Source organism: Pseudomonas sp. LS2P72, assembly GCF_054897865.1.
In genome coordinates this window covers 1,188,309-1,213,206 of record NZ_CM142708.1, presented here as the reverse complement: position 1 = coordinate 1,213,206, position 24,898 = coordinate 1,188,309, and the positions used below count along the sequence as shown (strand labels likewise).

Below are 24,898 nucleotides of genomic sequence, written 5' to 3'. Positions count from 1 at the left end.
CAGCTTCCCCTTAACCGCGAGCCTTGGCTGCTGGACGTACAACCAAGTTGCCGCCAGTAGCGCCAGGAACAGCGCCCTTGACCAACAACAGATTGCGTTCAGCGTCCACGCGCACTACTTCGAGGGACTGCACGGTCACGCGCTCAGCGCCCATATGACCGGACATTTTTTTGCCCTTGAATACACGACCAGGAGTCTGGCACTGGCCGATAGAGCCTGGAACGCGGTGGGATACGGAGTTACCGTGGGTATTATCTTGCCCGCGGAAATTCCAACGCTTGATCGTACCCTGGAAGCCTTTACCTTTGGACTGACCGGTTACATCAACCAGTTGACCAGCGGCGAAGATTTCAGCGTTGATCAGATCGCCGGCCTGGTACTCGCCTTCTTCAAGACGGAATTCCATTACGGTACGACCAGCGGCAACGTTCGCTTTAGCGAAGTGGCCAGCTTGAGCTGCTGTAACACGCGAAGCACGACGCTCGCCTACAGTGACTTGCACTGCACGATAGCCATCGGTCTCTTCAGTTTTGAACTGGGTGACGCGATTCGGTTCGATCTCAATGACCGTGACCGGAATGGAGACACCTTCTTCGGTGAAAATACGGGTCATACCGCATTTACGACCGACTACACCAATAGTCATGTTGTAAACCTCATGAGTGTACGGGGCTTTCACCCGCTATGGCCGCCCATTTCAGAGCGTTACACGACTAAGACCGAGTCTTAGCCGAGGCTGATCTGCACTTCCACACCGGCCGCAAGATCAAGCTTCATAAGAGCATCAACGGTTTTATCCGTTGGCTGGACGATGTCCAGAACGCGCTTATGAGTACGGATCTCATACTGGTCACGCGCGTCTTTGTTGACGTGCGGGGAGACCAGAACGGTGAACCGCTCTTTACGGGTAGGCAGTGGAATTGGACCACGCACTTGAGCACCAGTACGTTTCGCGGTTTCCACGATTTCCTGGGTGGATTGGTCGATCAGGCGATGGTCAAAAGCCTTCAACCTGATACGGATTTGCTGATTTTGCATTGGATTTCAGACTCCGGCTGCTATTCCCAGCGAGCGCAATACGCCCGTTAAAAGGAGGCGCAATTCTATAGACGGGCTACTACAGTGTCAACCCAATAAAAAAGCCCCCGCTAGGCGGGGGCTTTTTCAAGTCATCACTTATTAAGCGATGATTTTGGCTACGACGCCAGCGCCGACGGTACGACCGCCTTCACGAATAGCGAAACGCAGACCATCTTCCATTGCGATGGTTTTGATCAGGGTGACAACCATTTTGATGTTGTCGCCTGGCATTACCATTTCAACGCCTTCCGGCAGTTCGCAGTTACCGGTCACGTCAGTGGTCCGGAAGTAGAACTGTGGACGGTAGCCTTTGAAGAACGGAGTGTGGCGACCGCCTTCTTCTTTGCTCAACACGTACACTTCAGCTTCGAAGGTAGTGTGCGGCTTAACCGAACCTGGCTTGACCAGAACCTGGCCACGCTCAACGTCGTCACGCTTGGTGCCGCGCAGCAGCACGCCGCAGTTCTCGCCAGCACGACCTTCGTCGAGCAGCTTACGGAACATTTCAACACCGGTGCAGGTGGTGACGGTAGTGTCACGCAGACCAACGATTTCCAGTGGATCCTGAACCTTGACGATACCGCGCTCGATACGGCCAGTTACAACAGTACCGCGACCGGAGATCGAGAATACGTCTTCGATTGGCATCAGGAACGGCTTGTCGATAACACGAACTGGATCCGGGATGTAGCTGTCCAGAGTTTCTACCAGGCGCTTAACAGCGGTGGTACCCATTTCGTTGTCGTCTTGGCCGTTCAGAGCCATCAGAGCCGAACCGATGATGATCGGAGTGTCGTCACCTGGGAAGTCGTAAGTGCTCAGCAGATCGCGCACTTCCATCTCAACCAGTTCCAGCAGCTCAGCGTCGTCAACCATGTCAGCCTTGTTCAGGAAGACAACGATGTACGGAACGCCAACCTGACGGGACAGCAGGATGTGCTCACGGGTTTGTGGCATCGGACCATCAGCGGCCGAGCAAACCAGGATAGCGCCGTCCATTTGAGCAGCACCGGTGATCATGTTCTTCACATAGTCAGCGTGACCTGGGCAGTCAACGTGAGCGTAGTGACGGATCAGCGAGTTGTATTCAACGTGTGCGGTGTTGATGGTGATACCACGAGCCTTTTCTTCCGGAGCGCTGTCGATTTTGTCGAAAGCAACAACGGCCGAACCGAAAATTTCGGAGCAGACGCGAGTCAGAGCAGCGGTCAGCGTGGTTTTACCGTGGTCGACGTGACCGATGGTGCCAACGTTGACGTGCGGGAGGGTACGGTCAAATTTTTCTTTAGCCACGACAATTAACTCCTAGCCTAAAGGGGCTGAATCAGCCTTGTTTTTTGGTAACGGTTTCGACGATGTGCGACGGAGCCGTATTGTATTTTTTGAATTCCATAGAGTAGCTTGCGCGACCTTGGGACATGGAACGGACGTCGGTTGCGTAACCGAACATCTCACCCAGCGGAACTTCGGCGCGAATCACTTTGCCGGAGACCGTGTCTTCCATACCCAGGATCATGCCGCGGCGACGGTTAAGGTCGCCCATCACGTCACCCATATAGTCTTCAGGCGTAACAACCTCTACTGCCATGATCGGCTCAAGCAACTCACCACCGCCCTTCTGGGCCAGTTGCTTGGTCGCCATGGAAGCAGCCACCTTAAACGCCATCTCGTTGGAGTCGACGTCGTGGTAGGAACCATCAAACACGGTAGCCTTCAGGCCGATCAGCGGATAGCCGGCAACAACGCCGTTCTTCATCTGCTCTTCGATACCCTTCTGGATAGCCGGGATGTATTCCTTAGGAACCACACCACCCACTACTTCGTTCAGGAATTGCAGACCTTCCTGACCTTCGTCAGCAGGAGCAAAACGAATCCAGCAGTGACCGAACTGGCCACGGCCGCCGGATTGGCGAACGAACTTGCCTTCAATTTCGCAGCTCTTCGTGATGCGCTCACGGTACGAAACTTGAGGCTTACCGATGTTGGCTTCGACGTTGAACTCACGGCGCATCCGGTCAACCAGGATGTCCAGGTGCAACTCGCCCATGCCGGAGATGATCGTTTGACCAGTCTCTTCATCAGTCTTGACGCGGAAAGACGGGTCTTCCTGAGCAAGCTTGCCCAGAGCGATACCCATTTTTTCCTGGTCGTCCTTGGTCTTAGGCTCTACGGCAACCGAAATAACCGGCTCCGGGAAGTCCATGCGAACCAGGATGATTGGCTTGTCAGCGTTGCACAAAGTTTCACCAGTGGTGACGTCCTTCATGCCGATCAAGGCCGCGATGTCACCAGCGCGTACTTCCTTGATTTCTTCACGGGCGTTTGCGTGCATTTGCACCATACGACCCACGCGCTCTTTCTTGCCTTTAACCGAGTTGATCACGCCGTCGCCGGAGGCCAACACGCCCGAGTAAACTCGAACAAAGGTCAAGGTACCCACGAATGGGTCGGTAGCGATCTTGAACGCCAGAGCCGAGAACGGCTCGCTGTCGTCTGCGTGACGCTCCATTTCCTGGGTTTCGTCATCTGGGTCAGTACCCTTGATGGCAGGAATGTCGCTTGGAGCAGGCAGGTAGTCGATAACGGCGTCGAGAACCAGGGGAACACCCTTGTTCTTGAAGGAAGAACCGCAAACAGCCAGAACGATCTCACCAGCGATAGTACGCTGACGCAGAGCGGCCTTGATTTCCTCGTTGGTGAGCTCTTCGCCCTCGAGGTACTTGTTCATCAGCTCTTCGCTGGCTTCAGCCGCAGCTTCAACCATGTTGCCGCGCCATTCGTCAGCCAATTCCTGCAGTTCAGCAGGGATAGGCTTGCGAACTGGAACCATGCCTTTGTCAGAGTCATTCCAGTAAACAGCTTCCATAGCCATCAGATCGATCTGACCCTGGAAGTTGTCTTCGGAACCGATAGCCAATTGGATTGGCACCGGAGTGTGACCCAGACGCTGCTTGATCTGACCGATCACGCGCAGGAAGTTCGCACCAGCACGGTCCATCTTGTTTACGTAAACAAGACGTGGAACGCCGTATTTGTTGGCTTGACGCCATACGGTTTCCGACTGAGGCTCAACGCCCGAGGTGCCGCAGAACACAACGACCGCGCCATCGAGTACACGCAGGGAACGCTCAACTTCAATAGTGAAGTCAACGTGGCCCGGGGTATCAATAACGTTGAAGCGGTATTGGTCTTTATGCTGCTTCTCGGAACCCTGCCAGAAGGCGGTAATGGCAGCAGAAGTAATGGTAATACCACGCTCCTGCTCCTGCACCATCCAGTCTGTGGTCGCGGCGCCGTCATGCACCTCGCCCATTTTGTGACTTTTGCCAGTGTAAAAAAGGACGCGCTCGGTGGTGGTGGTTTTACCAGCATCCACGTGAGCAACGATACCAATGTTACGGTAGCGGTTAATCGGTGTAGTACGAGCCATAAAGCCCTCGCAAAATTAGTGACGCTAAAATTAGAAGCGGTAGTGCGAGAAAGCCTTGTTGGCTTCAGCCATACGGTGCACGTCTTCACGCTTCTTAACTGCAGCACCTTTGCCTTCGGCAGCGTCCAACAGTTCGCCAGCCAAACGCAGAGCCATAGACTTCTCGCCGCGCTTACGGGCGAAGTCTACCAACCAGCGCATTGCCAAGGCGTTACGACGGGACGGACGAACTTCGACCGGAACCTGGTAAGTAGCACCGCCTACACGGCGCGACTTCACTTCGACCAGCGGAGCGATGGCGTCGAGAGCTTTCTCGAAGATTTCCAGGGGATCGCTGTTCTTGCGTTCTTTAACCTTTTCCAGCGCGCCATAAACGATACGCTCGGCAACGGCTTTCTTGCCGCTTTCCATTACGTGGTTCATGAACTTGGCCAGGATCTGGCTGCCGTATTTTGGATCGTCAAGCACTTCGCGCTTGGCTGCTACGCGTCTTCTTGGCATGGATAAGCCCTCAAACGGTCTTCAGGTTCGCTCGGAATCGGTGCCCTTTCGGGACGCCTCCGACCTTACTCTTATCGACTCAGAAAAATAGAAAATCAGTTTTTACAAAAAGCCACTACTACTTAGGCTTCTTGGTACCGTACTTCGAACGACCCTGGTTACGACCTTTAACGCCGGAAGTATCCAAAGAACCGCGTACGGTGTGGTAACGAACACCTGGCAAGTCTTTTACACGACCGCCGCGGATCAGTACCACGCTGTGCTCTTGCAGGTTGTGGCCTTCACCGCCGATGTACGAGGAAACCTCGAAACCGTTGGTCAGACGCACACGGCATACTTTACGCAGTGCCGAGTTAGGTTTTTTCGGCGTGGTGGTATACACACGGGTGCATACGCCACGACGTTGCGGGCAGTTCTGCAGCGCAGGCACGTCGGATTTCTCGACGATACGCTTACGCGGCTGACGTACCAGCTGGTTGATAGTTGCCATCTACTAGCTCCACTGTTGTCTTGCGACGCTATTGTCTTGCAAGAAAAGCAAAATGGCAGGAACGAATTCCCGCCAAATTTAGGGGTACAAGAGTCTAAAGAGGATCTTGCCCCCAGTCAAGGCAAGGCCCCGACCTCCCCGCGCATCCAACCTCGACAAATTGTCTCGATTCGATGAACGGAATGGCCAGGGCCTTACGCTCATTTACCGCAGAACTCAGTTACCGCTCGAGTTCAGCGCTTCGGTCAGTGCAGCTTCCACTTCACTGGCGCTTACGCGCAACGGTTTGTCAGCATCACGGCGGCGCTTGCGCTCGCTGTGATAAGCCAGACCGGTACCCGCCGGGATCAGACGACCCACGACCACGTTTTCTTTTAGGCCGCGCAGGTAATCGCGCTTGCCGGTTACCGCCGCTTCGGTCAGTACGCGAGTGGTTTCCTGGAAGGAAGCCGCCGAGATGAACGATTCGGTGGACAACGACGCCTTGGTGATACCCAGCAGCACACGAGTGAACTTGGAAACGAATTTCTCGTCGCCAGCCAAACGCTCGTTCTCTACCAGAACGTGAGTCAACTCCATCTGGTCGCCCTTGATGAAAGTCGAGTCGCCGGATTCAGCGATTTCAACTTTACGCAGCATCTGACGCAGGATGGTCTCGATGTGCTTATCGTTGATCTTCACGCCTTGCAAACGATAAACGTCCTGGATCTCGTTCACGATGTACTTGGCCAGCGCACTCACACCCAGCAAACGCAGGATGTCGTGTGGATCGCTCGGGCCGTCGGAGATAACTTCGCCGCGGTTTACCTGTTCGCCTTCGAAGACGTTCAGGTGACGCCACTTAGGAATCAGCTCTTCGTACGGATCGGTACCGTCGTTCGGGGTGATGACCAGACGGCGCTTGCCTTTGGTCTCTTTACCGAACGCGATGGTGCCGCTGACTTCAGCCAGAATCGAGGCTTCTTTCGGACGACGCGCTTCGAACAAGTCGGCAACACGTGGCAGACCACCGGTGATGTCACGGGTCTTCGAAGTCTCTTGCGGGATACGAGCGATAACATCACCGATCGCAATCTTCGCACCATCCGCTACACCAACCAGGGCGTTAGCAGGCAGGAAGTACTGAGCAATTACGTCGGTACCCGGCAGCAAGAGATCCTTGCCGTTGTCATCAACCATCTTCACAGCAGGACGGATATCTTTACCGGCAGCTGGACGGTCTTTGGCGTCGAGTACTTCAATGTTGGTCATACCGGTCAATTCGTCAGTCTGACGCTTGATCGTGATGCCTTCTTCCATGCCCACGTAGGTCACGGTACCTTTCATTTCGGTAACGATTGGGTGAGTGTGCGGATCCCACTTGGCCACGATTGCGCCAGCGTCGACCTTGTCACCTTCTTTAACCGAAATCACAGCACCGTACGGCAGCTTGTAACGCTCGCGCTCACGACCGAAATCATCAGCGATTGCCAGCTCACCGGAACGGGACACAGCAACCAGGCAACCATCCACTCGCTCCACGTGCTTCAAATTGTGCAGACGAACGGTACCGCCATTCTTCACCTGGACGCTGTCCGCAGCGGAGGTCCGGCTTGCCGCACCACCGATGTGGAACGTACGCATGGTCAGCTGAGTACCCGGCTCACCGATGGACTGGGCAGCGATAACGCCGACCGCTTCACCGATGTTCACCTGGTGACCACGAGCCAAGTCACGGCCGTAGCACTTGGCGCAAATGCCGTAGCGGGTTTCGCAGCTGATCGGCGAACGCACGATCACTTCGTCGATGCTGTTCAGCTCGATGAACTCGACCCACTTCTCGTCTACCAGTGTGCCGGCAGGAACGATGATTTCTTCGGTACCTGGCTTGAACACGTCACGGGCAATAACACGACCCAATACGCGCTCACCCAGCGGCTCAACAACGTCACCGCCTTCAATGTGCGGAGTCATTACCAGGCCATGCTCGGTGCCGCAATCGATCTCGGTTACTACCAGATCCTGCGCCACGTCTACCAGACGCCGAGTCAGGTAACCGGAGTTCGCGGTTTTCAACGCGGTATCCGCCAAACCTTTACGAGCACCGTGAGTGGAGATGAAGTACTGAAGTACGCTCAAACCTTCACGGAAGTTCGCAGTAATCGGCGTTTCGATGATGGAACCGTCCGGCTTGGCCATCAGGCCACGCATACCGGCGAGCTGACGGATCTGCGCAGCAGAACCCCGTGCGCCCGAGTCGGCCATCATGTACATCGAGTTGAAGGATTCCTGGTCGACTTCGACGCCATGACGGTCGATGACTTTCTCTTTCGAGAGGTTGGCCATCATCGCCTTGGAAACTTCGTCGTTCGCCTTGGACCAAAGGTCGATCACTTTGTTGTACTTCTCGCCCTGGGTTACCAGGCCGGAGGCGTACTGACTTTCGATCTCTTTCACTTCATCAGTAGCAGCATTGATGATGCGGGCTTTTTCATCCGGGATAACGAAGTCGTTAACACCGATGGAAACGCCGGAAATGGTCGAATAGGCAAAACCGGTGTACATCAACTGGTCAGCGAAGATCACGGTCTCTTTCAAACCAACCACGCGGTAGCACTGGTTGATCAGTTTGGAGATCGCCTTTTTCTTCATCGGCTGGTTGACGACGTCGTACGACAGGCCAGGTGGAACAACCTGGAACAACAGCGCACGGCCGACAGTGGTGTCGACGATACGAGTGCCGCTCACGCTGCCGCCATCACGGTCGTTGACAGTTTCGTTGATCCGCACTTTGACTTTAGCGTGCAGTGCGGCTTCGCCAGCACGGAACACACGGTCAACTTCTTGCAGATCCGCGAACACACGACCTTCGCCTTTGGCGTTGATCGCTTCACGAGTCATGTAGTACAGACCCAATACAACGTCCTGCGACGGAACGATGATTGGCTCACCGTTGGCTGGCGACAGAATGTTGTTGGTCGACATCATCAACGCACGCGCTTCCAACTGGGCTTCCAGTGTCAGCGGTACGTGCACGGCCATTTGGTCGCCGTCGAAGTCGGCGTTGTACGCAGCACAGACCAGAGGGTGCAGCTGGATAGCCTTACCTTCGATCAGTACCGGTTCAAACGCCTGGATACCCAGACGGTGAAGGGTCGGTGCACGGTTGAGGAGAACCGGGTGTTCACGGATCACTTCAGCCAGAACGTCCCAAACCTCTGGCAGCTCGCGCTCAACCATCTTCTTGGCGGCTTTGATGGTGGTCGCGAGACCACGCATTTCCAGCTTGCCGAAAATGAACGGTTTGAACAGCTCGAGAGCCATCTTCTTCGGCAGACCGCACTGGTGCAGACGCAGGGTCGGACCTACGGTAATTACCGAACGACCGGAGTAGTCAACACGCTTACCGAGCAAGTTCTGACGGAAACGACCTTGTTTACCCTTGATCATGTCAGCCAGGGATTTCAGAGGACGCTTGTTGGAACCGGTGATAGCGCGGCCACGACGACCGTTATCGAGCAGTGCGTCGACAGCTTCCTGCAACATACGCTTTTCGTTGCGCACGATGATGTCCGGAGCGGACAGATCAAGCAGGCGCTTCAAGCGGTTGTTACGGTTGATCACTCGACGATACAGATCGTTGAGGTCGGAAGTCGCGAAGCGACCGCCATCCAGCGGGACCAGTGGACGCAGATCTGGCGGCAGAACCGGCAGAACGGTCAGCACCATCCATTCTGGAAGGTTGCCGGAACCCTGGAAGGCTTCCATCAACTTCAGACGCTTGGACAGCTTCTTGATTTTGGTTTCGGAGTTGGTTTGCGGAATTTCTTCACGCAGTCGGCCAATCTCGTGTTCCAGGTCGATAGCGTGCAGCAGTTCACGGACAGCTTCGGCACCCATGCGGGCATCGAAATCGTCGCCGAACTCTTCCAGCGCTTCGAAGTACTGCTCATCGTTGAGCAGCTGACCTTTTTCAAGGGTGGTCATGCCTGGATCGATAACGACATAGCTCTCGAAGTAGAGAACGCGTTCGATATCACGCAGGGTCATGTCCATCAGCAAGCCGATACGCGACGGCAGCGATTTCAGGAACCAGATGTGGGCAACCGGGGAAGCCAGTTCGATGTGCGCCATGCGCTCACGACGAACTTTGGCCAGCGCGACTTCAACGCCGCACTTCTCGCAGATCACACCGCGGTGCTTCAAGCGCTTGTACTTACCGCACAGGCACTCGTAATCCTTTACCGGGCCAAAGATCTTGGCGCAGAACAGGCCGTCACGCTCAGGTTTGAACGTACGGTAGTTGATGGTTTCCGGCTTTTTAACTTCACCGAACGACCACGAACGGATCATCTCAGGCGATGCCAATCCAATACGGATGGCGTCGAACTCTTCGACTTGACCCTGGTTTTTCAGCAAATTCAGTAGGTCTTTCAAGGCCTTTCCTCCTGGCGGAGCAGAGAGCGGGCAATCCTGCCCCGCTCTCGATTCGCGTCACGTGTTATTCGGTTTCCAGATCGATATCGATGCCGAGGGAACGAATTTCCTTGATCAACACGTTGAAAGACTCGGGCATGCCCGGCTCCATACGGTGATCGCCATCCACGATGTTTTTGTACATCTTGGTACGGCCGTTCACATCGTCCGACTTCACTGTGAGCATTTCTTGCAGAGTGTAAGCGGCACCGTATGCTTCCAGTGCCCAGACCTCCATCTCTCCGAAACGCTGACCACCGAACTGCGCCTTACCACCCAGCGGCTGCTGGGTAACCAGGCTGTACGAACCGGTAGAACGAGCGTGCATCTTGTCGTCTACCAAGTGGTTCAGCTTCAGCATGTACATGTAGCCAACAGTAACCGGGCGCTCGAACTTGTTGCCGGTACGGCCGTCGGTCAGCTGCATCTGGCCGCTTTCTGGCAGGTCTGCCAGTTTCAGCATGGCCTTGATTTCGCTTTCCTTGGCGCCGTCGAACACTGGAGTGGCCATTGGAACGCCGCCACGCAGGTTCTTCGCCAGATCCAGGATTTCCTGGTCGGAGAAGCTATCCAGATCTTCGTTACGACCGCCGATCTGGTTGTAGATCTCGTCGAGGAATTTACGAAGTTCGGCGACTTTGCGCTGTTCTTCGATCATCCGGTTGATCTTCTCGCCCAAGCCTTTAGCCGCGAGGCCCAGGTGGGTTTCAAGGATCTGACCAACGTTCATACGCGAAGGTACGCCCAACGGGTTGAGGACGACGTCGACCGGGGTGCCATTGGCATCGTGCGGCATGTCTTCAACCGGCATGATCACGGAGACCACACCTTTGTTACCGTGACGACCGGCCATCTTGTCGCCCGGCTGGATGCGGCGACGGATTGCCAGGTAAACCTTGACGATTTTCAGCACGCCTGGAGCCAGGTCATCGCCCTGCTGCAGTTTGCGCTTCTTGTCTTCGAACTTGTCGTCCAGCAGACGGCGGCGATCAACGATGTAGGCCTGAGCCTTCTCGAGCTGCTCGTTCAGAGCATCTTCAGCCATGCGCAGTTTGAACCACTGACCATGCTCAAGACCGTCGAGAATTTCGTCGGTGATTTCCTGACCTTTCTTCAGACCGGCGCCGCCTTCGGCTTTGTGGCCGACCAGAGCGGAACGCAGACGTTCGAAAGTGGCGCCTTCAACGATACGGAACTCTTCGTTCAGGTCCTTGCGGATCTCGTCGAGTTGAGTCTTCTCGATCGACAGTGCACGAGCATCACGCTCAACGCCGTCGCGGGTGAAGACCTGTACGTCGATAACAGTACCCTTGGTGCCGGTAGGCACGCGCAGGGAGGTGTCTTTAACGTCGCTGGCTTTTTCACCGAAGATGGCACGCAGCAGTTTTTCTTCCGGAGTCAGCTGGGTCTCGCCTTTCGGAGTGACCTTACCAACGAGGATGTCGCCTGCGCCAACTTCAGCACCTACGTAAACGATACCGGCTTCGTCCAGTTTGTTCAGTGCAGCCTCACCCACGTTCGGGATGTCTGCAGTGATTTCCTCTGGCCCAAGCTTGGTGTCACGTGCCACACAGGTCAGTTCCTGAATGTGGATCGTGGTAAAGCGGTCTTCTTGAACAACTCGTTCCGACAGGCAGATGGAGTCTTCGAAGTTGTAACCGTTCCAGGCCATGAACGCGATGCGCATGTTCTGACCCAGCGCCAGTTCACCCATGTCGGTGGACGGGCCGTCAGCCATGATGTCGCTACGCTGAACCCGATCACCTTTACGCACCAGCGGCCGCTGGTTGATGCAGGTGTTCTGGTTGGAGCGGGTGTATTTGGTCAGGTTGTAGATGTCGACACCAGCTTCACCGGTTTCAACTTCATCATCAGCAACACGAACCACGATACGGCTGGCGTCGACGGAATCGATAACGCCACCACGACGAGCCACGACGCAAACGCCGGAGTCACGAGCTACGTTACGCTCCATGCCAGTACCGACCAGCGGCTTGTCAGCGCGCAGGGTTGGTACAGCTTGACGCTGCATGTTCGAACCCATCAACGCACGGTTGGCGTCATCGTGCTCGAGGAACGGGATCAGCGACGCTGCAACCGAAACTACCTGCTTCGGAGAAACGTCCATCAAGGTGACGTCTTCCGGCGCCTTGACAGTGAACTCGTTCAAGTGACGAACAGCTACCAGCTCGTCGATCAGCATTTTCTTGTCGTTCATCGTGGCCGAAGCCTGAGCGATCACGTGATCAGCTTCTTCGATGGCGGACAGGAAAACGATCTCGTCGGTGACCAGAGCGTCTTTCACCACACGGTACGGGCTCTCAAGGAAGCCGTACTGGTTGGTGCGCGCATAAGCGGCCAGGGAGTTGATCAGACCGATGTTCGGACCTTCCGGCGTTTCAATCGGACATACACGACCGTAGTGAGTCGGGTGTACGTCACGAACTTCAAAGCCAGCACGCTCACGAGTCAAACCGCCAGGGCCGAGTGCAGAAACACGACGCTTGTGGGTGATCTCGGACAGCGGGTTGTTCTGGTCCATGAACTGGGAAAGCTGGCTGGAACCGAAGAACTCTTTCACCGCCGCAGCCACTGGCTTGGCGTTGATCAGGTCTTGCGGCATCAGGCCTTCGCTTTCAGCCATCGACAGACGCTCTTTGACCGCACGCTCAACACGTACCAGGCCAACGCGGAACTGGTTCTCAGCCATTTCGCCTACGCAGCGAACACGACGGTTACCCAAGTGGTCGATGTCATCGACGATGCCTTTACCGTTACGGATGTCGACCAGAGTCTTCAGTACCGCGACGATGTCTTCTTTGCACAGCACGCCCGAACCTTCGATCTCGGTACGACCGATACGACGGTTGAACTTCATCCGGCCGACCGCAGACAGGTCATAGCGCTCAGGGCTGAAGAACAGGTTGTTGAACAGAGTCTCGGCAGCGTCTTTGGTTGGCGGCTCGCCTGGACGCATCATGCGATAGATCTCGACCAGCGCTTCCAATTGGTTGCTGGTGGAGTCGATCTTCAGAGTGTCGGAGACGAACGGACCGCAGTCGATATCGTTGGTGTACAGAGTTTCGATGCGAACAACCTGGGCCTTGGCGATTTTTGCCAGGATCTCGGTGTTCAGCTCGGTGTTGCACTCTGCCAGGATTTCGCCGGTTGCCGGATGCACGATGGCCTTGGCGGTAGTGCGGCCCAGGACGTAGTCCAGAGGCACTTCCAAGGTCTTGAGACCGGCTTTTTCGATCTGGTTGATGTGGCGCGCAGTAATACGGCGACCAGCCTCAACGATGACCTTGCCCTTCTCGTCCTGAATATCAAGAACAGCGATTTCACCACGCAGACGCGAAGCAATCAGTTCCAGACTGAGGGTTTCGCCGCTCAGGTGGAAGACGTTGGTGGTGTAGAACGCGTCGAGCACTTCTTCAGTGGTATAGCCGAGCGCGCGCAGCAGTACCGATGCAGGCAGCTTGCGACGACGGTCGATACGCACGAATACGCAGTCTTTCGGGTCGAACTCGAAGTCCAGCCACGAACCGCGGTAAGGAATGATACGCGCCGAGTACAACAGTTTGCCGGAGCTGTGCGTCTTGCCACGGTCGTGGTCGAAGAACACGCCCGGGGAACGGTGCAGCTGGGAAACGATTACACGCTCGGTACCGTTGATTACAAAGGTACCGTTCTCAGTCATCAGGGGGATTTCACCCATGTAGACTTCTTGCTCTTTGATGTCCTTGATCGCTTTGTTCGACGATTCTTTGTCGAAAATGATCAGGCGCACTTTTACCCGCAAAGGTACGGCGTAAGTTACACCGCGCAATACGCATTCTTTGACATCAAATGCCGGTTCGCCCAGGCGATAACCGACGTACTCCAGCGCAGCATTGCCGGAGTAGCTGATGATCGGGAAAACGGATTTGAAGGCCGCATGCAGGCCCACGTCGCGGAACTGATCTTTAGTCGCTCCCGCTTGCAAGAATTCACGATACGAATCCAGCTGGATGGCCAGGAGGTACGGCACATCCATGACGTCCGGCAACTTGCTAAAGTCCTTGCGGATACGTTTTTTCTCAGTATATGAGTAAGCCATCAGCGTTCCCCAGCTTGGTCACCTGCTTGTTTGGCCCCTCCCGACGGGAGCAGCCAGAAAATCGTGCAAACCCCATGGTTTGCGCCACCGCATCGGGTGGTTACAGCTCGTTATCAGCACCGACCCAGTCGGCTGCCAATAACGGAAAAAGGCCGGTGGCAAGAGCCACCAGCCATCAGCCTTTCGCTTAACGCTCGGGCTGGAGACGCAAAGTCGATGCTTACTTCAGCTCGACTTTAGCGCCTGCTTCTTCCAGAGTGGCTTTTGCTTTGTCAGCCGCGTCTTTCGAAACAGCTTCCAGAACAACGCCAGGAGCGCCGTCAACTACAGCCTTGGCTTCTTTCAGGCCCAGACCGGTCAGTTCACGTACTGCCTTGATCACGTTAACTTTCTTCTCGCCAGCTTCCAGCAGCATGACGTTGAATTCAGTTTGTTCTTCAACAACGGCGGCAGCAGCAGCTGGACCAGCCGATGCAGCAGCAGCGGTAACACCGAAGGTTTCTTCCATCGATTTGATCAGCTCAACGATTTCCACTACGGATTTCTGGCCGATTGCTTCGATGATTTGTTCGTTAGTCAGAGACATGACTCAATTCCTGAATTGGGGGACGGCCTACGCGACCATCGAAATAAACAAAAAACGCGAGAAGTTGACGAGCCTTAGGCTGCAGCAGCTTCTTTCTGGTCGCGAATTGCCGCCAGAGTACGAGCCAATTTGCTGGTAGCGCCTTGAATCACGCTCATCAGCTGGGAAATTGCTTCGTCACGGGTCGGCAGAGTTGCCAGTACGTCGATCTGATTAGCTGCGAGGAACTTGCCCTCGAACGCAGCTGCCTTGATCTCGAACTTGTCCTGACCCTTGGCAAACTCTTTGAAGATGCGGGCAGCAGCGCCCGGATGTTCGTTCGAGAATGCAATCAGGGTCGGGCCGGTGAACACGTCGTTGAGAACACTGTATTCAGTGTCAGCAACAGCGCGCTTGAGCAGGGTGTTACGTACAACACGTACGTAAACGCCAGCTTCACGAGCCTCTTTACGGAGTCCGGTCATTGCGCCTACTGTTACGCCACGGGCATCAACCACGACAGCGGACAGAGCGACTTTGGCAGCCTCGTTGACTTCAGCGACGATGGCCTTCTTGTCTTCGAGTTTAATTGCCACGGGTTTAACTCCTGCTTGTTACCGTTTCATCCAACCGGAGCCGGATGTCGTTTTGGTGTCTGATTCGGTAAGGAACCGGGAGCACCATCTGCGTAGGCTTGTGGTTTAAGACTTGCGTCGCCTACGGTCTTGGATAGCCCCCGCCAGGCAGGGACCCCAATCTTTCAATTGGCGCAATCACTTGCGCCAACCTGTGTCTTACGCGTCGAGCGAGCCTTGGTCGATGACCAGACCTGGACCCATGGTGGTGCTCAGGGTAACGCGCTTGACGTAAATACCTTTCGAGGAAGCTGGTTTGATACGCTTCAGATCAGCGATCAGGGCTTCAACGTTTTCCTTCAGCTTGACGGCGTCGAAGCCAACCTTGCCAACGGAGGTGTGGATGATGCCGTTTTTGTCGGTGCGATAACGAACCTGACCAGCCTTGGCGTTCTTAACCGCGGTAGCTACGTCTGGCGTTACGGTGCCGACTTTAGGGTTAGGCATCAGGCCACGTGGGCCCAGGATCTGACCCAACTGACCAACAACGCGCATTGCATCCGGGGATGCGATAACTACGTCATAGTTCAGGTCGCCGCCTTTCATTTCGGCAGCCAGATCGTCCATACCTACACGGTCAGCGCCGGCAGCCAAAGCGGCCTCAGCAGCTGGACCCTGGGTGAACACAGCAACGCGAACGGTCTTGCCAGTGCCGTGTGGCAGCACAGTAGCGCTACGAACGACCTGGTCGGATTTACGCGGGTCAACACCCAGGTTTACAGCAACGTCGAACGACTCGCTGAACTTGACGGTCGACAGCTCAGCCAGCAGCGCAGCAGCGTCTACAAAGTTGTAGGACTTGCCTGCTTCGATTTTGCCGGCGATAGCCTTTTGACGCTTGGTCAACTTAGCCATTACACACCCTCCACGTTAAGGCCCATGCTACGAGCAGAACCGGCGATAGTACGCACGGCCGCGTCCATATCAGCTGCAGTCAGATCCGCGTTTTTGGTTTTCGCGATTTCTTCCAGCTGAGCACGGGTAACGGTGCCAACCTTAACTGTGTTCGGACGAGCGGAACCGCTAGTCAGGCCAGCAGCTTTCTTCAGCAGAACCGAAGCAGGTGTGGATTTGGTTTCGAAAGTGAAGCTACGGTCGCTGTAGACAGTGATGATCACTGGAGTCGGCAGACCTGGTTCAATACCCTGAGTACGGGCGTTGAAAGCCTTGCAGAACTCCATGATGTTCACGCCGTGCTGACCCAGAGCAGGACCAACAGGTGGGCTTGGGTTAGCCTGAGCGGCCTTCACTTGCAGCTTGATGTAAGCGGTAATCTTCTTGGCCATGAGGCACTCCAATTACGGGTTCGAACGCCTCGAAAGGCTCCCCGGTTACTTGCGCGTTTATCCCAGTGACGACAAAACCCCACAGCCTAGGCTGCGGGGTTGGGATGCTTGCTCAGCTAGACTTTTTCGACCTGGCTGAACTCTAGCTCTACCGGGGTAGAGCGACCGAAAATGAGCACCGCCACTTGGATCCGGCTCTTCTCGTAATTAACTTCTTCGACCGTGCCGGTAAAGTCGGCGAACGGGCCGTCATTGACACGTACCGACTCACCTGGCTCGAACAACGTCTTCGGCTTCGGCTTGTCGCTACCATCAGCAACGCGACGCAGAATCGCTTCTGCCTCTTTATCTGTGATAGGTGCAGGCTTATCAGCAGTACCGCCGATAAAACCCATCACCCGAGGAGTATCCTTGACCAAGTGCCAAGTACCCTCATTCATGTCCATCTGAACCAGCACATAACCTGGGAAGAACTTGCGCTCGCTTTTGCGTTTCTGGCCATTACGCATTTCAACCACTTCTTCAGTGGGAACCAGAATTTCGCCGAAGCCATCTTCCATGCCAGCCAGCTTTACGCGCTCTACCAACGAGCGCATGACATGCTTCTCGTAACCGGAGTAAGCATGCACAACGTACCAACGCTTAGCCACGGGACACCCTTAGCCGACAATCAAGGAAACAAGCCAGCCGAGCAGGGAATCAAGCCCCCACAACAGCAACGCCATAACCAGAACAACAGCCACAACAATCAACGTGGTCTGCGTGGTTTCTTGGCGAGTTGGCCATACGACTTTACGAATCTCGGTGCGAGCTTCCTTAACCAGTACAAAGAAAGACTTGCCCTTGACCGTCTGCAGGCCTACAAAGGCAGCTACAGCAGCAATGGCGAGCAAAGCAAGTACACGGTACAGGATCGGCGAAGCAGAGTAATACTGATTGCCAACAACGCCAACAACCACCAAAGCAACTACTACTAGCCACTTGAGCAGATCGAAGCGAGAGCCTTGAGCTTCAGCTTTAGGAGTCATCTATGAAGATCCTGTGAAAAGAAAGCCAGACACACCAAGTGAATCTGGCAGGTCAGGAGGGAATCGAACCCCCAACCTACGGTTTTGGAGACCGTCGCTCTGCCAATTGAGCTACTGACCTAAAACAAAATCAGGCCGACCATTATGCCGGCCCGAAAAAGACATTACAACAATTTACTCGATAACCTTAGCAACGACACCAGCGCCGACGGTACGACCGCCTTCACGAATGGCGAAACGCAGACCATCTTCCATTGCGATGGTTTTGATCAAAGTGACCGTCATTTGGACGTTATCACCTGGCATCACCATTTCAACGCCTTCCGGCAGCTCGCAGTTACCGGTCACGTCGGTGGTCCGGAAGTAGAACTGTGGACGGTAGCCTTTGAAGAATGGCGTATGACGACCACCCTCTTCCTTGCTCAAAACGTAAACTTCAGCGGTGAACTTGGTATGCGGCTTGACAGTGCCCGGCTTGACCAGAACCTGGCCACGCTCAACATCATCACGCTTGGTACCACGCAGCAATACGCCGCAGTTCTCGCCAGCACGACCTTCGTCGAGCAGCTTGCGGAACATCTCAACACCAGTGCAAGTAGTTTTGACAGTGTCACGAAGACCAACAATCTCGACTTCTTCCTGAATGCGGACAATGCCACGCTCAACACGACCAGTCACAACAGTACCGCGACCGGAGATCGAGAAAACATCCTCGATCGGCATCAGGAACGGCTTATCAATAGCACGCTCAGGCTGCGGAATGTAGCTATCCAGTGTCTCGACCAACTTCTTGACGGCGGTAGTGCCCATCTCGTTTTCGTCTTGACCATTCAGCGCCATCAGCGCCGAACCAATGATGATCGGAGTGTCATCACCTGGGAAATCATAAGTGCTCAGCAGGTCGCGCACTTCCATCTCAACCAGCTCCAGCAGCTCAGCATCATCAACCATGTCAGCCTTGTTCAGGAAGACAACGATGTACGGAACGCCAACCTGGCGAGACAGAAGGATGTGCTCACGGGTTTGCGGCATCGGACCATCAGCGGCCGAGCAAACCAGAATCGCACCATCCATCTGAGCCGCGCCGGTAATCATGTTTTTCACGTAGTCGGCGTGACCTGGACAGTCAACGTGTGCGTAGTGACGCACAGCCGAATCGTACTCAACATGAGCGGTGTTGATGGTGATACCACGAGCTTTTTCTTCAGGGGCGCTATCGATCTTGTCGAAGTCGACCTTTGCCGAACCGAAAACTTCGGAGCAGACGCGGGTCAAAGCAGCAGTCAGAGTAGTTTTACCGTGGTCGACGTGACCAATGGTGCCAACGTTGACGTGCGGCTTATTACGTTCGAACTTTTCCTTAGCCATCAAAATCACCCCTAGGAGAAGAATTGAGCAGGTCAAACTAGCCATTAAAACAAAGGCAGATATTTTCATATCTGCCTTGTTATATGGAGCTCTTGAGCGGATTTGAACCGCTGACCTCACCCTTACCAAGGGTGTGCTCTACCAACTGAGCTACAAGAGCGTAACACTATGCAGGATCTGCAAACTTGGAGCGGGTAGCGGGAATCGAACCCGCATCATCAGCTTGGAAGGCTGAGGTTCTACCACTAAACTATACCCGCGAGCTTGCAGCTCTCGCTAAAAATGGTGGAGGGGGAAGGATTCGAACCTTCGAAGTCGTAGACGTCAGATTTACAGTCTGATCCCTTTGGCCGCTCGGGAACCCCTCCTAAGCGAGCCGGCATTCTATATCATGCCAGCCTTCTGTCAAGCATTTTCTCATTAAAAACCTGAGGTTAGCTGCGTTGACATCACTTTGCGGTGTTAACCATTAAAGGTCTTCACTGCGAAGCGGGCGCCATTCTATGCAAACTAATCGGCGGGTGCAACCCCCTCGCACGGCATTATTTTATGTTTTAACTCATTGAATTCTCTAGAAAGGTTTTTCAGCTGCGAATCATCCAGCCAACGCCGGCTTTCGGGTGCCACACGCACCCAGTAACCATCAGACTCGGCGGGAGGCCTCAGTAAGGACTCAAACTTGATTTCCATGCCACTCAATCGCCGCTCAACCGCCTGAGCCACCTCCTGACGAGAAAAACCGCCAAGATAGAGGCATCCATCGTCAGCCTTGGTAGGCTTTCCTTTATCACGAGCCGCGTCAGTCGTTTCACTCAACAAGCGAATATCCTGCTGCGAACCCCTATACAAATTCAAAGGGGTTACATCCTTCGCACGCAGAGGAGCCTCTTGTTGGTGCCAGATGTAATAGAACACATTGAGAACAAGCAGCAGCAAAAACAACCAACGCATAAAAACCTCACGACAAGGGACACGCCATAGCCAAACCTACAAACACCAGATCAGGAACCACCCTGGCCTCAGGTACGATCTCGGAAACCAGGTCTGCATCTCCCCCAGTGAGGAACACAGCAAAATCATCCCCCCAATAGCTACGCGCCAACTCTAGCTGTGTCAGGACGAAGCCTCTCAGCATCAACGAACATCCCCGCTCGACCGCTTCGACAGTTGTCCGACCAGGAACAAGACTCTCCAGAGCGCGCTCAGCCGCTAGATCGCCATAACGAATTCTACGGGTGTGGGTACGCAATTGGTTTCGCATCAAAGGCATTCCCGGGCATATAAATCCTCCGAGGTGCTCTCCATCCCTAGAGATGAAGTCCGCAGTAACAGCCGTACCAAAATCAAGCACAAGGCACGCACCCGAAGCCAGCTGGAACCCCCCAAGCATCGCCAGCCAACGGTCGAGCCCTAACCGCTCAAACTCCTCATAACCATTACGAACCCCGGACATTTCGCGGGACGGCGCTGCACATGCCACCGACACACCAAAAACCCCTGTCAGCAGAGAAATCAATGCACTGGTCTCTTCTGCGGTCCTGACGCTGACCAACCGACAAAACTTGAGAGCGAGCCCCTTGAGCGTTTTCAAGCTCTCCAACAATGCGAGATCCGAATCAACGACGCCCTCGCCAACCACCCGCCGAATATCCGCGTCTAGCACACGCCACTTGATAAAACTGTTTCCGCAGTCGAGCTCAAGAATCATCACGCAGCCTCAGACTCAGCTCACCACCACTAAAGACTTTTTCCACACCACCCACCTTCAAGCGCAGAGCACCCTGATTATCAATACCCAGCACTTCGCCATCTATATGGTTAACACCTGCGATCAACGACACGGCCCGCCCCTGCCAGAGATGATTTTGCTCCCACTCTGCCTGGATAGCTGAAAATCCGTCGACTTGATGACGAGACAAATACGCTTGGAGCATCGCGCCCAACTCCCCGACCAAGTGATTTCGATCAAACACCTTACCCGACTCTAGCCGCATGGACGTCCACTGCTGATCTACCTCATCGGTAATCTGCATGTTCACATTAATTCCCACACCCAGCACAACGTGACACACATCAGCAGGATCTCCCACCAGCTCGAGCAATATCCCGGCGATCTTCTTCTGACCAACCAGAACATCGTTGGGCCACTTCAATCCAGCCCCCGAAATACCGAGTTCACGCAGGGCCTGCATGACGGCAAGCCCAACAACAAGACTCAAGCCTTCCAGCTGACGCATCCCACCTTCAATACGCAACACGAGGCTGTAATAGATGTTTTCCGCGAATGGACTCGCCCATTTACGTCCACGCCTCCCGCGCCCTGCAGTTTGCCGTTCGGCAAGCACCAGAAAGGGTGCCGCCTGCCCCCGCTCTATGGCGCGCAAAGCCTCGGCATTAGTGGAGTCAATTGAATCGAAAACCAGGATGGGCCAATCACAAGAAGGCGCCTGCTCTCTTATCTCGTCAGGATCAAGCAGCGTCAATGGCGCAGCCAGTTGATAGCCGCGACCCCGCACCTTATGAATGGATAACCCCAGCTCAGCTTCTAAATGCTGAAGCTGCTTCCAAATGGCACTACGACTGACACCCAAGGCGACGCCCAAGGCCTGACCCGAATGGAATCGGCCATCTTTAAGAAGCTTTAACAATGTCAGCATGCAAGTCTCGCCTCACAATGAGGCCCGCATGATAGCCATGCCCCGCGCCATTGCATAGAAACCCTACAGGGCAGTTTTCCTGCGGGCAAAACAAAACCCCTACCTGCATTCGCAGATAGGGGTTTCGGAATTTAATCTTGACGATGACCTACTCTCACATGGGGAAACCCCACACTACCATCGGCGATGCATCGTTTCACTGCTGAGTTCGGGATGGGATCAGGTGGTTCCAATGCTCTATGGTCGTCAAGAAATTCGGGTACCGAGTCGTGGCCAGTCGGCCTCGCTTCAGCAAATCGGGTATGTGACAGCGGGTGTTTTGTGAATCTCTCGAACTTTCGGTTCATTGCGTCTTCACACACCGCAATCTGGCCTTTCGACGCAAATTGCTTGGGTGTTATATGGTCAAGCCTCACGGGCAATTAGTATTGGTTAGCTCAACGCCTCACAGCGCTTACACACCCAACCTATCAACGTCGTAGTCTTCGACGGCCCTTCAGGGGACTCAAGGTCCCAGTGAGATCTCATCTTGAGGCTAGTTTCCCGCTTAGATGCTTTCAGCGGTTATCTATTCCGAACATAGCTACCCGGCAATGCCACTGGCGTGACAACCGGAACACCAGAGGTTCGTCCACTCCGGTCCTCTCGTACTAGGAGCAGCCCCTCTCAAATCTCAAACGTCCACGGCAGATAGGGACCGAACTGTCTCACGACGTTCTAAACCCAGCTCGCGTACCACTTTAAATGGCGAACAGCCATACCCTTGGGACCGGCTTCAGCCCCAGGATGTGATGAGCCGACATCGAGGTGCCAAACACCGCCGTCGATATGAACTCTTGGGCGGTATCAGCCTGTTATCCCCGGAGTACCTTTTATCCGTTGAGCGATGGCCCTTCCATACAGAACCACCGGATCACTAAGACCTACTTTCGTACCTGCTCGACGTGTCTGTCTCGCAGTCAAGCGCGCTTTTGCCTTTATACTCTACGACCGATTTCCGACCGGTCTGAGCGCACCTTCGTACTCCTCCGTTACTCTTTAGGAGGAGACCGCCCCAGTCAAACTACCCACCATACACTGTCCTCGATCCGGATAACGGACCTGAGTTAGAACCTCAAAGTTGCCAGGGTGGTATTTCAAGGTTGGCTCCACGCGAACTGGCGTCCACGCTTCAAAGCCTCCCACCTATCCTACACAAGCAAATTCAAAGTCCAGTGCAAAGCTATAGTAAAGGTTCACGGGGTCTTTCCGTCTAGCCGCGGATACACTGCATCTTCACAGCGATTTCAATTTCACTGAGTCTCGGGTGGAGACAGCGCCGCCATCGTTACGCCATTCGTGCAGGTCGGAACTTACCCGACAAGGAATTTCGCTACCTTAGGACCGTTATAGTTACGGCCGCCGTTTACCGGGGCTTCGATCAAGAGCTTCGCGTTAGCTAACCCCATCAATTAACCTTCCGGCACCGGGCAGGCGTCACACCCTATACGTCCACTTTCGTGTTTGCAGAGTGCTGTGTTTTTAATAAACAGTCGCAGCGGCCTGGTATCTTCGACCGGCATGGGCTTACGCAGTAAATGCTTCACCCTCACCGGCGCACCTTCTCCCGAAGTTACGGTGCCATTTTGCCTAGTTCCTTCACCCGAGTTCTCTCAAGCGCCTTGGTATTCTCTACCCAACCACCTGTGTCGGTTTGGGGTACGGTTCCTGGTTACCTGAAGCTTAGAAGCTTTTCTTGGAAGCATGGCATCAACCACTTCGTCACCCAAAGGGTAACTCGTCATCAGCTCTCGGCCTTGGAATCCCGGATTTACCTAAGATTCCAGCCTACCACCTTAAACTTGGACAACCAACGCCAAGCTGGCCTAGCCTTCTCCGTCCCTCCATCGCAATAACCAGAAGTACAGGAATATTAACCTGTTTTCCATCGACTACGCTTTTCAGCCTCGCCTTAGGGACCGACTAACCCTGCGTCGATTAACGTTGCGCAGGAAACCTTGGTCTTTCGGCGTGGGTGTTTTTCACACCCATTGTCGTTACTCATGTCAGCATTCGCACTTCTGATACCTCCAGCAAGCTTCTCAACTCACCTTCACAGGCTTACAGAACGCTCCTCTACCGCATCACCTAAGTGATACCCGTAGCTTCGGTGTATGGTTTGAGCCCCGTTACATCTTCCGCGCAGGCCGACTCGACTAGTGAGCTATTACGCTTTCTTTAAAGGGTGGCTGCTTCTAAGCCAACCTCCTAGCTGTCTAAGCCTTCCCACATCGTTTCCCACTTAACCATAACTTTGGGACCTTAGCTGACGGTCTGGGTTGTTTCCCTTTTCACGACGGACGTTAGCACCCGCCGTGTGTCTCCCATGCTCGGCACTTGTAGGTATTCGGAGTTTGCATCGGTTTGGTAAGTCGGGATGACCCCCTAGCCGAAACAGTGCTCTACCCCCTACAGTGATACATGAGGCGCTACCTAAATAGCTTTCGAGGAGAACCAGCTATCTCCGAGCTTGATTAGCCTTTCACTCCGATCCACAGGTCATCCGCTAACTTTTCAACGGTAGTCGGTTCGGTCCTCCAGTTAGTGTTACCCAACCTTCAACCTGCCCATGGATAGATCGCCCGGTTTCGGGTCTATTCCCAGCGACTAGACGCCCTATTAAGACTCGCTTTCGCTACGCCTCCCCTATTCGGTTAAGCTCGCCACTGAAAATAAGTCGCTGACCCATTATACAAAAGGTACGCAGTCACCCAACAAAGTGGGCTCCCACTGCTTGTACGCATACGGTTTCAGGATCTATTTCACTCCCCTCTCCGGGGTTCTTTTCGCCTTTCCCTCACGGTACTAGTTCACTATCGGTCAGTCAGTAGTATTTAGCCTTGGAGGATGGTCCCCCCATATTCAGACAAAGTTTCTCGTGCTCCGTCCTACTCGATTTCATGACCAAGAGATTTTCGCGTACAGGGCTATCACCCACTATGGCCGCACTTTCCAGAGCGTTCCGCTAATCTCAAAGCCACTTAAGGGCTAGTCCCCGTTCGCTCGCCACTACTAAGGGAATCTCGGTTGATTTCTTTTCCTCAGGGTACTTAGATGTTTCAGTTCCCCTGGTTCGCCTCTTAAGCCTATGTATTCAGCTTAAGATAACCATCTTATGATGGCTGGGTTCCCCCATTCAGACATCTCCGGATCAAAGTCTGTTTGCCGACTCCCCGAAGCTTTTCGCAGGCTACCACGTCTTTCATCGCCTCTGACTGCCAAGGCATCCACCGTATGCGCTTCTTCACTTGACCATATAACCCCA

18 protein-coding genes, 4 tRNA genes and 2 rRNA genes are annotated in these 24,898 nt (G+C 54.4%); all 24 read right to left on the bottom strand.

Going from position 1 to position 24,898, the window contains the following annotated elements; genetic code table 11:
* Positions 1–10: 10 nt before the first annotated feature.
* Entirely contained in the window at positions 11–646 is a 636-nt protein-coding gene (rplC, locus tag ACYZUA_RS05505; RefSeq protein ID WP_003186059.1) for a 50S ribosomal protein L3, read from the bottom strand.
* Positions 647–726: 80 nt separating this feature from the next.
* Positions 727–1,038, bottom strand: coding sequence for a 30S ribosomal protein S10 (gene rpsJ / locus ACYZUA_RS05500; protein WP_003186070.1), 312 nt, complete (start codon positions 1,036–1,038; stop codon positions 727–729).
* A 141-nt stretch (positions 1,039–1,179) separates the two neighbouring features.
* Complete coding sequence (gene tuf, locus ACYZUA_RS05495; RefSeq protein ID WP_046047317.1) at positions 1,180–2,373, bottom strand: elongation factor Tu; 1,194 nt, start codon at positions 2,371–2,373, stop codon at positions 1,180–1,182.
* Positions 2,374–2,404: 31 nt separating this feature from the next.
* Positions 2,405–4,510 (bottom strand): elongation factor G, encoded by a 2,106-nt coding sequence (gene fusA, locus ACYZUA_RS05490; RefSeq protein ID WP_046047316.1) that lies wholly within the window; start codon positions 4,508–4,510, stop codon positions 2,405–2,407.
* Positions 4,511–4,540: 30 nt separating this feature from the next.
* Entirely contained in the window at positions 4,541–5,011 is a 471-nt protein-coding gene (gene rpsG / locus ACYZUA_RS05485; RefSeq protein WP_002555493.1) for a 30S ribosomal protein S7, read from the bottom strand.
* Between the two features lie 118 nt (positions 5,012–5,129).
* Positions 5,130–5,501, bottom strand: a complete 372-nt coding sequence (gene rpsL, locus ACYZUA_RS05480) for a 30S ribosomal protein S12 (protein WP_002555494.1) — start codon at positions 5,499–5,501, stop codon at positions 5,130–5,132.
* Positions 5,502–5,717: 216 nt separating this feature from the next.
* Positions 5,718–9,917 (bottom strand): DNA-directed RNA polymerase subunit beta', encoded by a 4,200-nt coding sequence (gene rpoC, locus ACYZUA_RS05475; RefSeq protein WP_046047315.1) that lies wholly within the window; start codon positions 9,915–9,917, stop codon positions 5,718–5,720.
* 64 nt (positions 9,918–9,981) lie between these two features.
* On the bottom strand, positions 9,982–14,055 hold the full coding sequence (gene rpoB, locus ACYZUA_RS05470) for a DNA-directed RNA polymerase subunit beta (RefSeq protein WP_461962338.1): 4,074 nt from the start codon (positions 14,053–14,055) through the stop codon (positions 9,982–9,984).
* Between the two features lie 220 nt (positions 14,056–14,275).
* Positions 14,276–14,641 carry a 50S ribosomal protein L7/L12 gene (rplL, locus tag ACYZUA_RS05465; protein ID WP_461962337.1) on the bottom strand — a complete coding sequence of 122 codons (366 nt, stop codon included), beginning with the start codon at positions 14,639–14,641 and terminating at the stop codon, positions 14,276–14,278.
* A 74-nt stretch (positions 14,642–14,715) separates the two neighbouring features.
* On the bottom strand, positions 14,716–15,216 hold the full coding sequence (rplJ, locus tag ACYZUA_RS05460) for a 50S ribosomal protein L10 (protein WP_038981297.1): 501 nt from the start codon (positions 15,214–15,216) through the stop codon (positions 14,716–14,718).
* Positions 15,217–15,414: 198 nt separating this feature from the next.
* Positions 15,415–16,110, bottom strand: coding sequence for a 50S ribosomal protein L1 (gene rplA / locus ACYZUA_RS05455; protein WP_007896626.1), 696 nt, complete (start codon positions 16,108–16,110; stop codon positions 15,415–15,417).
* Positions 16,110–16,541 carry a 50S ribosomal protein L11 gene (gene rplK, locus ACYZUA_RS05450; RefSeq protein WP_003210097.1) on the bottom strand — a complete coding sequence of 144 codons (432 nt, stop codon included), beginning with the start codon at positions 16,539–16,541 and terminating at the stop codon, positions 16,110–16,112. The genes rplA and rplK overlap by 1 nt, the downstream gene beginning before the upstream one ends.
* Before the next feature lie 116 nt (positions 16,542–16,657).
* Entirely contained in the window at positions 16,658–17,191 is a 534-nt protein-coding gene (gene nusG, locus ACYZUA_RS05445; RefSeq protein ID WP_007896622.1) for a transcription termination/antitermination protein NusG, read from the bottom strand.
* A gap of 9 nt (positions 17,192–17,200) precedes the next feature.
* Positions 17,201–17,569: a preprotein translocase subunit SecE gene (gene secE / locus ACYZUA_RS05440; protein ID WP_008145488.1), complete on the bottom strand. Its 369-nt coding sequence runs from the start codon at positions 17,567–17,569 to the stop codon at positions 17,201–17,203.
* A 45-nt stretch (positions 17,570–17,614) separates the two neighbouring features.
* Positions 17,615–17,690, bottom strand: a tRNA-Trp gene (locus ACYZUA_RS05435).
* Between the two features lie 53 nt (positions 17,691–17,743).
* The gene (tuf, locus tag ACYZUA_RS05430) at positions 17,744–18,937 is read right to left on the bottom strand and encodes an elongation factor Tu (RefSeq protein WP_461963886.1); all 1,194 of its coding nucleotides are present in this window, start codon (positions 18,935–18,937) and stop codon (positions 17,744–17,746) included.
* 84 nt (positions 18,938–19,021) lie between these two features.
* Positions 19,022–19,097, bottom strand: a tRNA-Thr gene (locus ACYZUA_RS05425).
* A gap of 26 nt (positions 19,098–19,123) precedes the next feature.
* A tRNA-Gly gene (locus ACYZUA_RS05420) sits at positions 19,124–19,197 on the bottom strand.
* A gap of 23 nt (positions 19,198–19,220) precedes the next feature.
* Positions 19,221–19,305, bottom strand: a tRNA-Tyr gene (locus ACYZUA_RS05415).
* A 142-nt stretch (positions 19,306–19,447) separates the two neighbouring features.
* A complete protein-coding gene (locus ACYZUA_RS05410) occupies positions 19,448–19,888 on the bottom strand; it encodes a hypothetical protein (protein ID WP_461962336.1) in 441 nt (146 codons plus the stop codon).
* Positions 19,889–19,895: 7 nt separating this feature from the next.
* Entirely contained in the window at positions 19,896–20,645 is a 750-nt protein-coding gene (locus ACYZUA_RS05405; protein ID WP_461962335.1) for a pantothenate kinase, read from the bottom strand.
* Positions 20,635–21,594, bottom strand: a complete 960-nt coding sequence (gene birA, locus ACYZUA_RS05400; RefSeq protein ID WP_461962334.1) for a bifunctional biotin--[acetyl-CoA-carboxylase] ligase/biotin operon repressor BirA — start codon at positions 21,592–21,594, stop codon at positions 20,635–20,637. The genes ACYZUA_RS05405 and birA overlap by 11 nt, the downstream gene beginning before the upstream one ends.
* Positions 21,595–21,729: 135 nt before the next feature.
* Positions 21,730–21,845, bottom strand: a 5S ribosomal RNA gene (gene rrf / locus ACYZUA_RS05395).
* 150 nt (positions 21,846–21,995) lie between these two features.
* Positions 21,996–24,887: ribosomal RNA gene (locus ACYZUA_RS05390) — 23S ribosomal RNA — on the bottom strand.
* Positions 24,888–24,898 lie beyond the last annotated feature (11 nt).

Excerpts from the sequence above, each read along its gene's own strand:
- rplC (WP_003186059.1), bottom strand. The coding sequence starts at position 646 with ATGACTATTGGTGTAGTCGGTCGTAAATGCGGTATGACCCGTATTTTC.
- tuf (WP_461963886.1), bottom strand. The coding sequence starts at position 18,937 with ATGGCTAAGGAAAAGTTCGAACGTAATAAGCCGCACGTCAACGTTGGC.
- rpoB (WP_461962338.1), bottom strand. The coding sequence starts at position 14,055 with ATGGCTTACTCATATACTGAGAAAAAACGTATCCGCAAGGACTTTAGC.
- birA (WP_461962334.1), bottom strand. The coding sequence starts at position 21,594 with ATGCTGACATTGTTAAAGCTTCTTAAAGATGGCCGATTCCATTCGGGT.
- rplA (WP_007896626.1), bottom strand. The coding sequence starts at position 16,110 with ATGGCTAAGTTGACCAAGCGTCAAAAGGCTATCGCCGGCAAAATCGAA.
- rpsL (WP_002555494.1), bottom strand. The coding sequence starts at position 5,501 with ATGGCAACTATCAACCAGCTGGTACGTCAGCCGCGTAAGCGTATCGTC.
- rpsG (WP_002555493.1), bottom strand. The coding sequence starts at position 5,011 with ATGCCAAGAAGACGCGTAGCAGCCAAGCGCGAAGTGCTTGACGATCCA.
- secE (WP_008145488.1), bottom strand. The coding sequence starts at position 17,569 with ATGACTCCTAAAGCTGAAGCTCAAGGCTCTCGCTTCGATCTGCTCAAG.
- rpsJ (WP_003186070.1), bottom strand. The coding sequence starts at position 1,038 with ATGCAAAATCAGCAAATCCGTATCAGGTTGAAGGCTTTTGACCATCGC.
- rplK (WP_003210097.1), bottom strand. The coding sequence starts at position 16,541 with ATGGCCAAGAAGATTACCGCTTACATCAAGCTGCAAGTGAAGGCCGCT.
- rplL (WP_461962337.1), bottom strand. The coding sequence starts at position 14,641 with ATGTCTCTGACTAACGAACAAATCATCGAAGCAATCGGCCAGAAATCC.
- ACYZUA_RS05410 (WP_461962336.1), bottom strand. The coding sequence starts at position 19,888 with ATGCGTTGGTTGTTTTTGCTGCTGCTTGTTCTCAATGTGTTCTATTAC.
- fusA (WP_046047316.1), bottom strand. The coding sequence starts at position 4,510 with ATGGCTCGTACTACACCGATTAACCGCTACCGTAACATTGGTATCGTT.
- ACYZUA_RS05405 (WP_461962335.1), bottom strand. The coding sequence starts at position 20,645 with ATGATTCTTGAGCTCGACTGCGGAAACAGTTTTATCAAGTGGCGTGTG.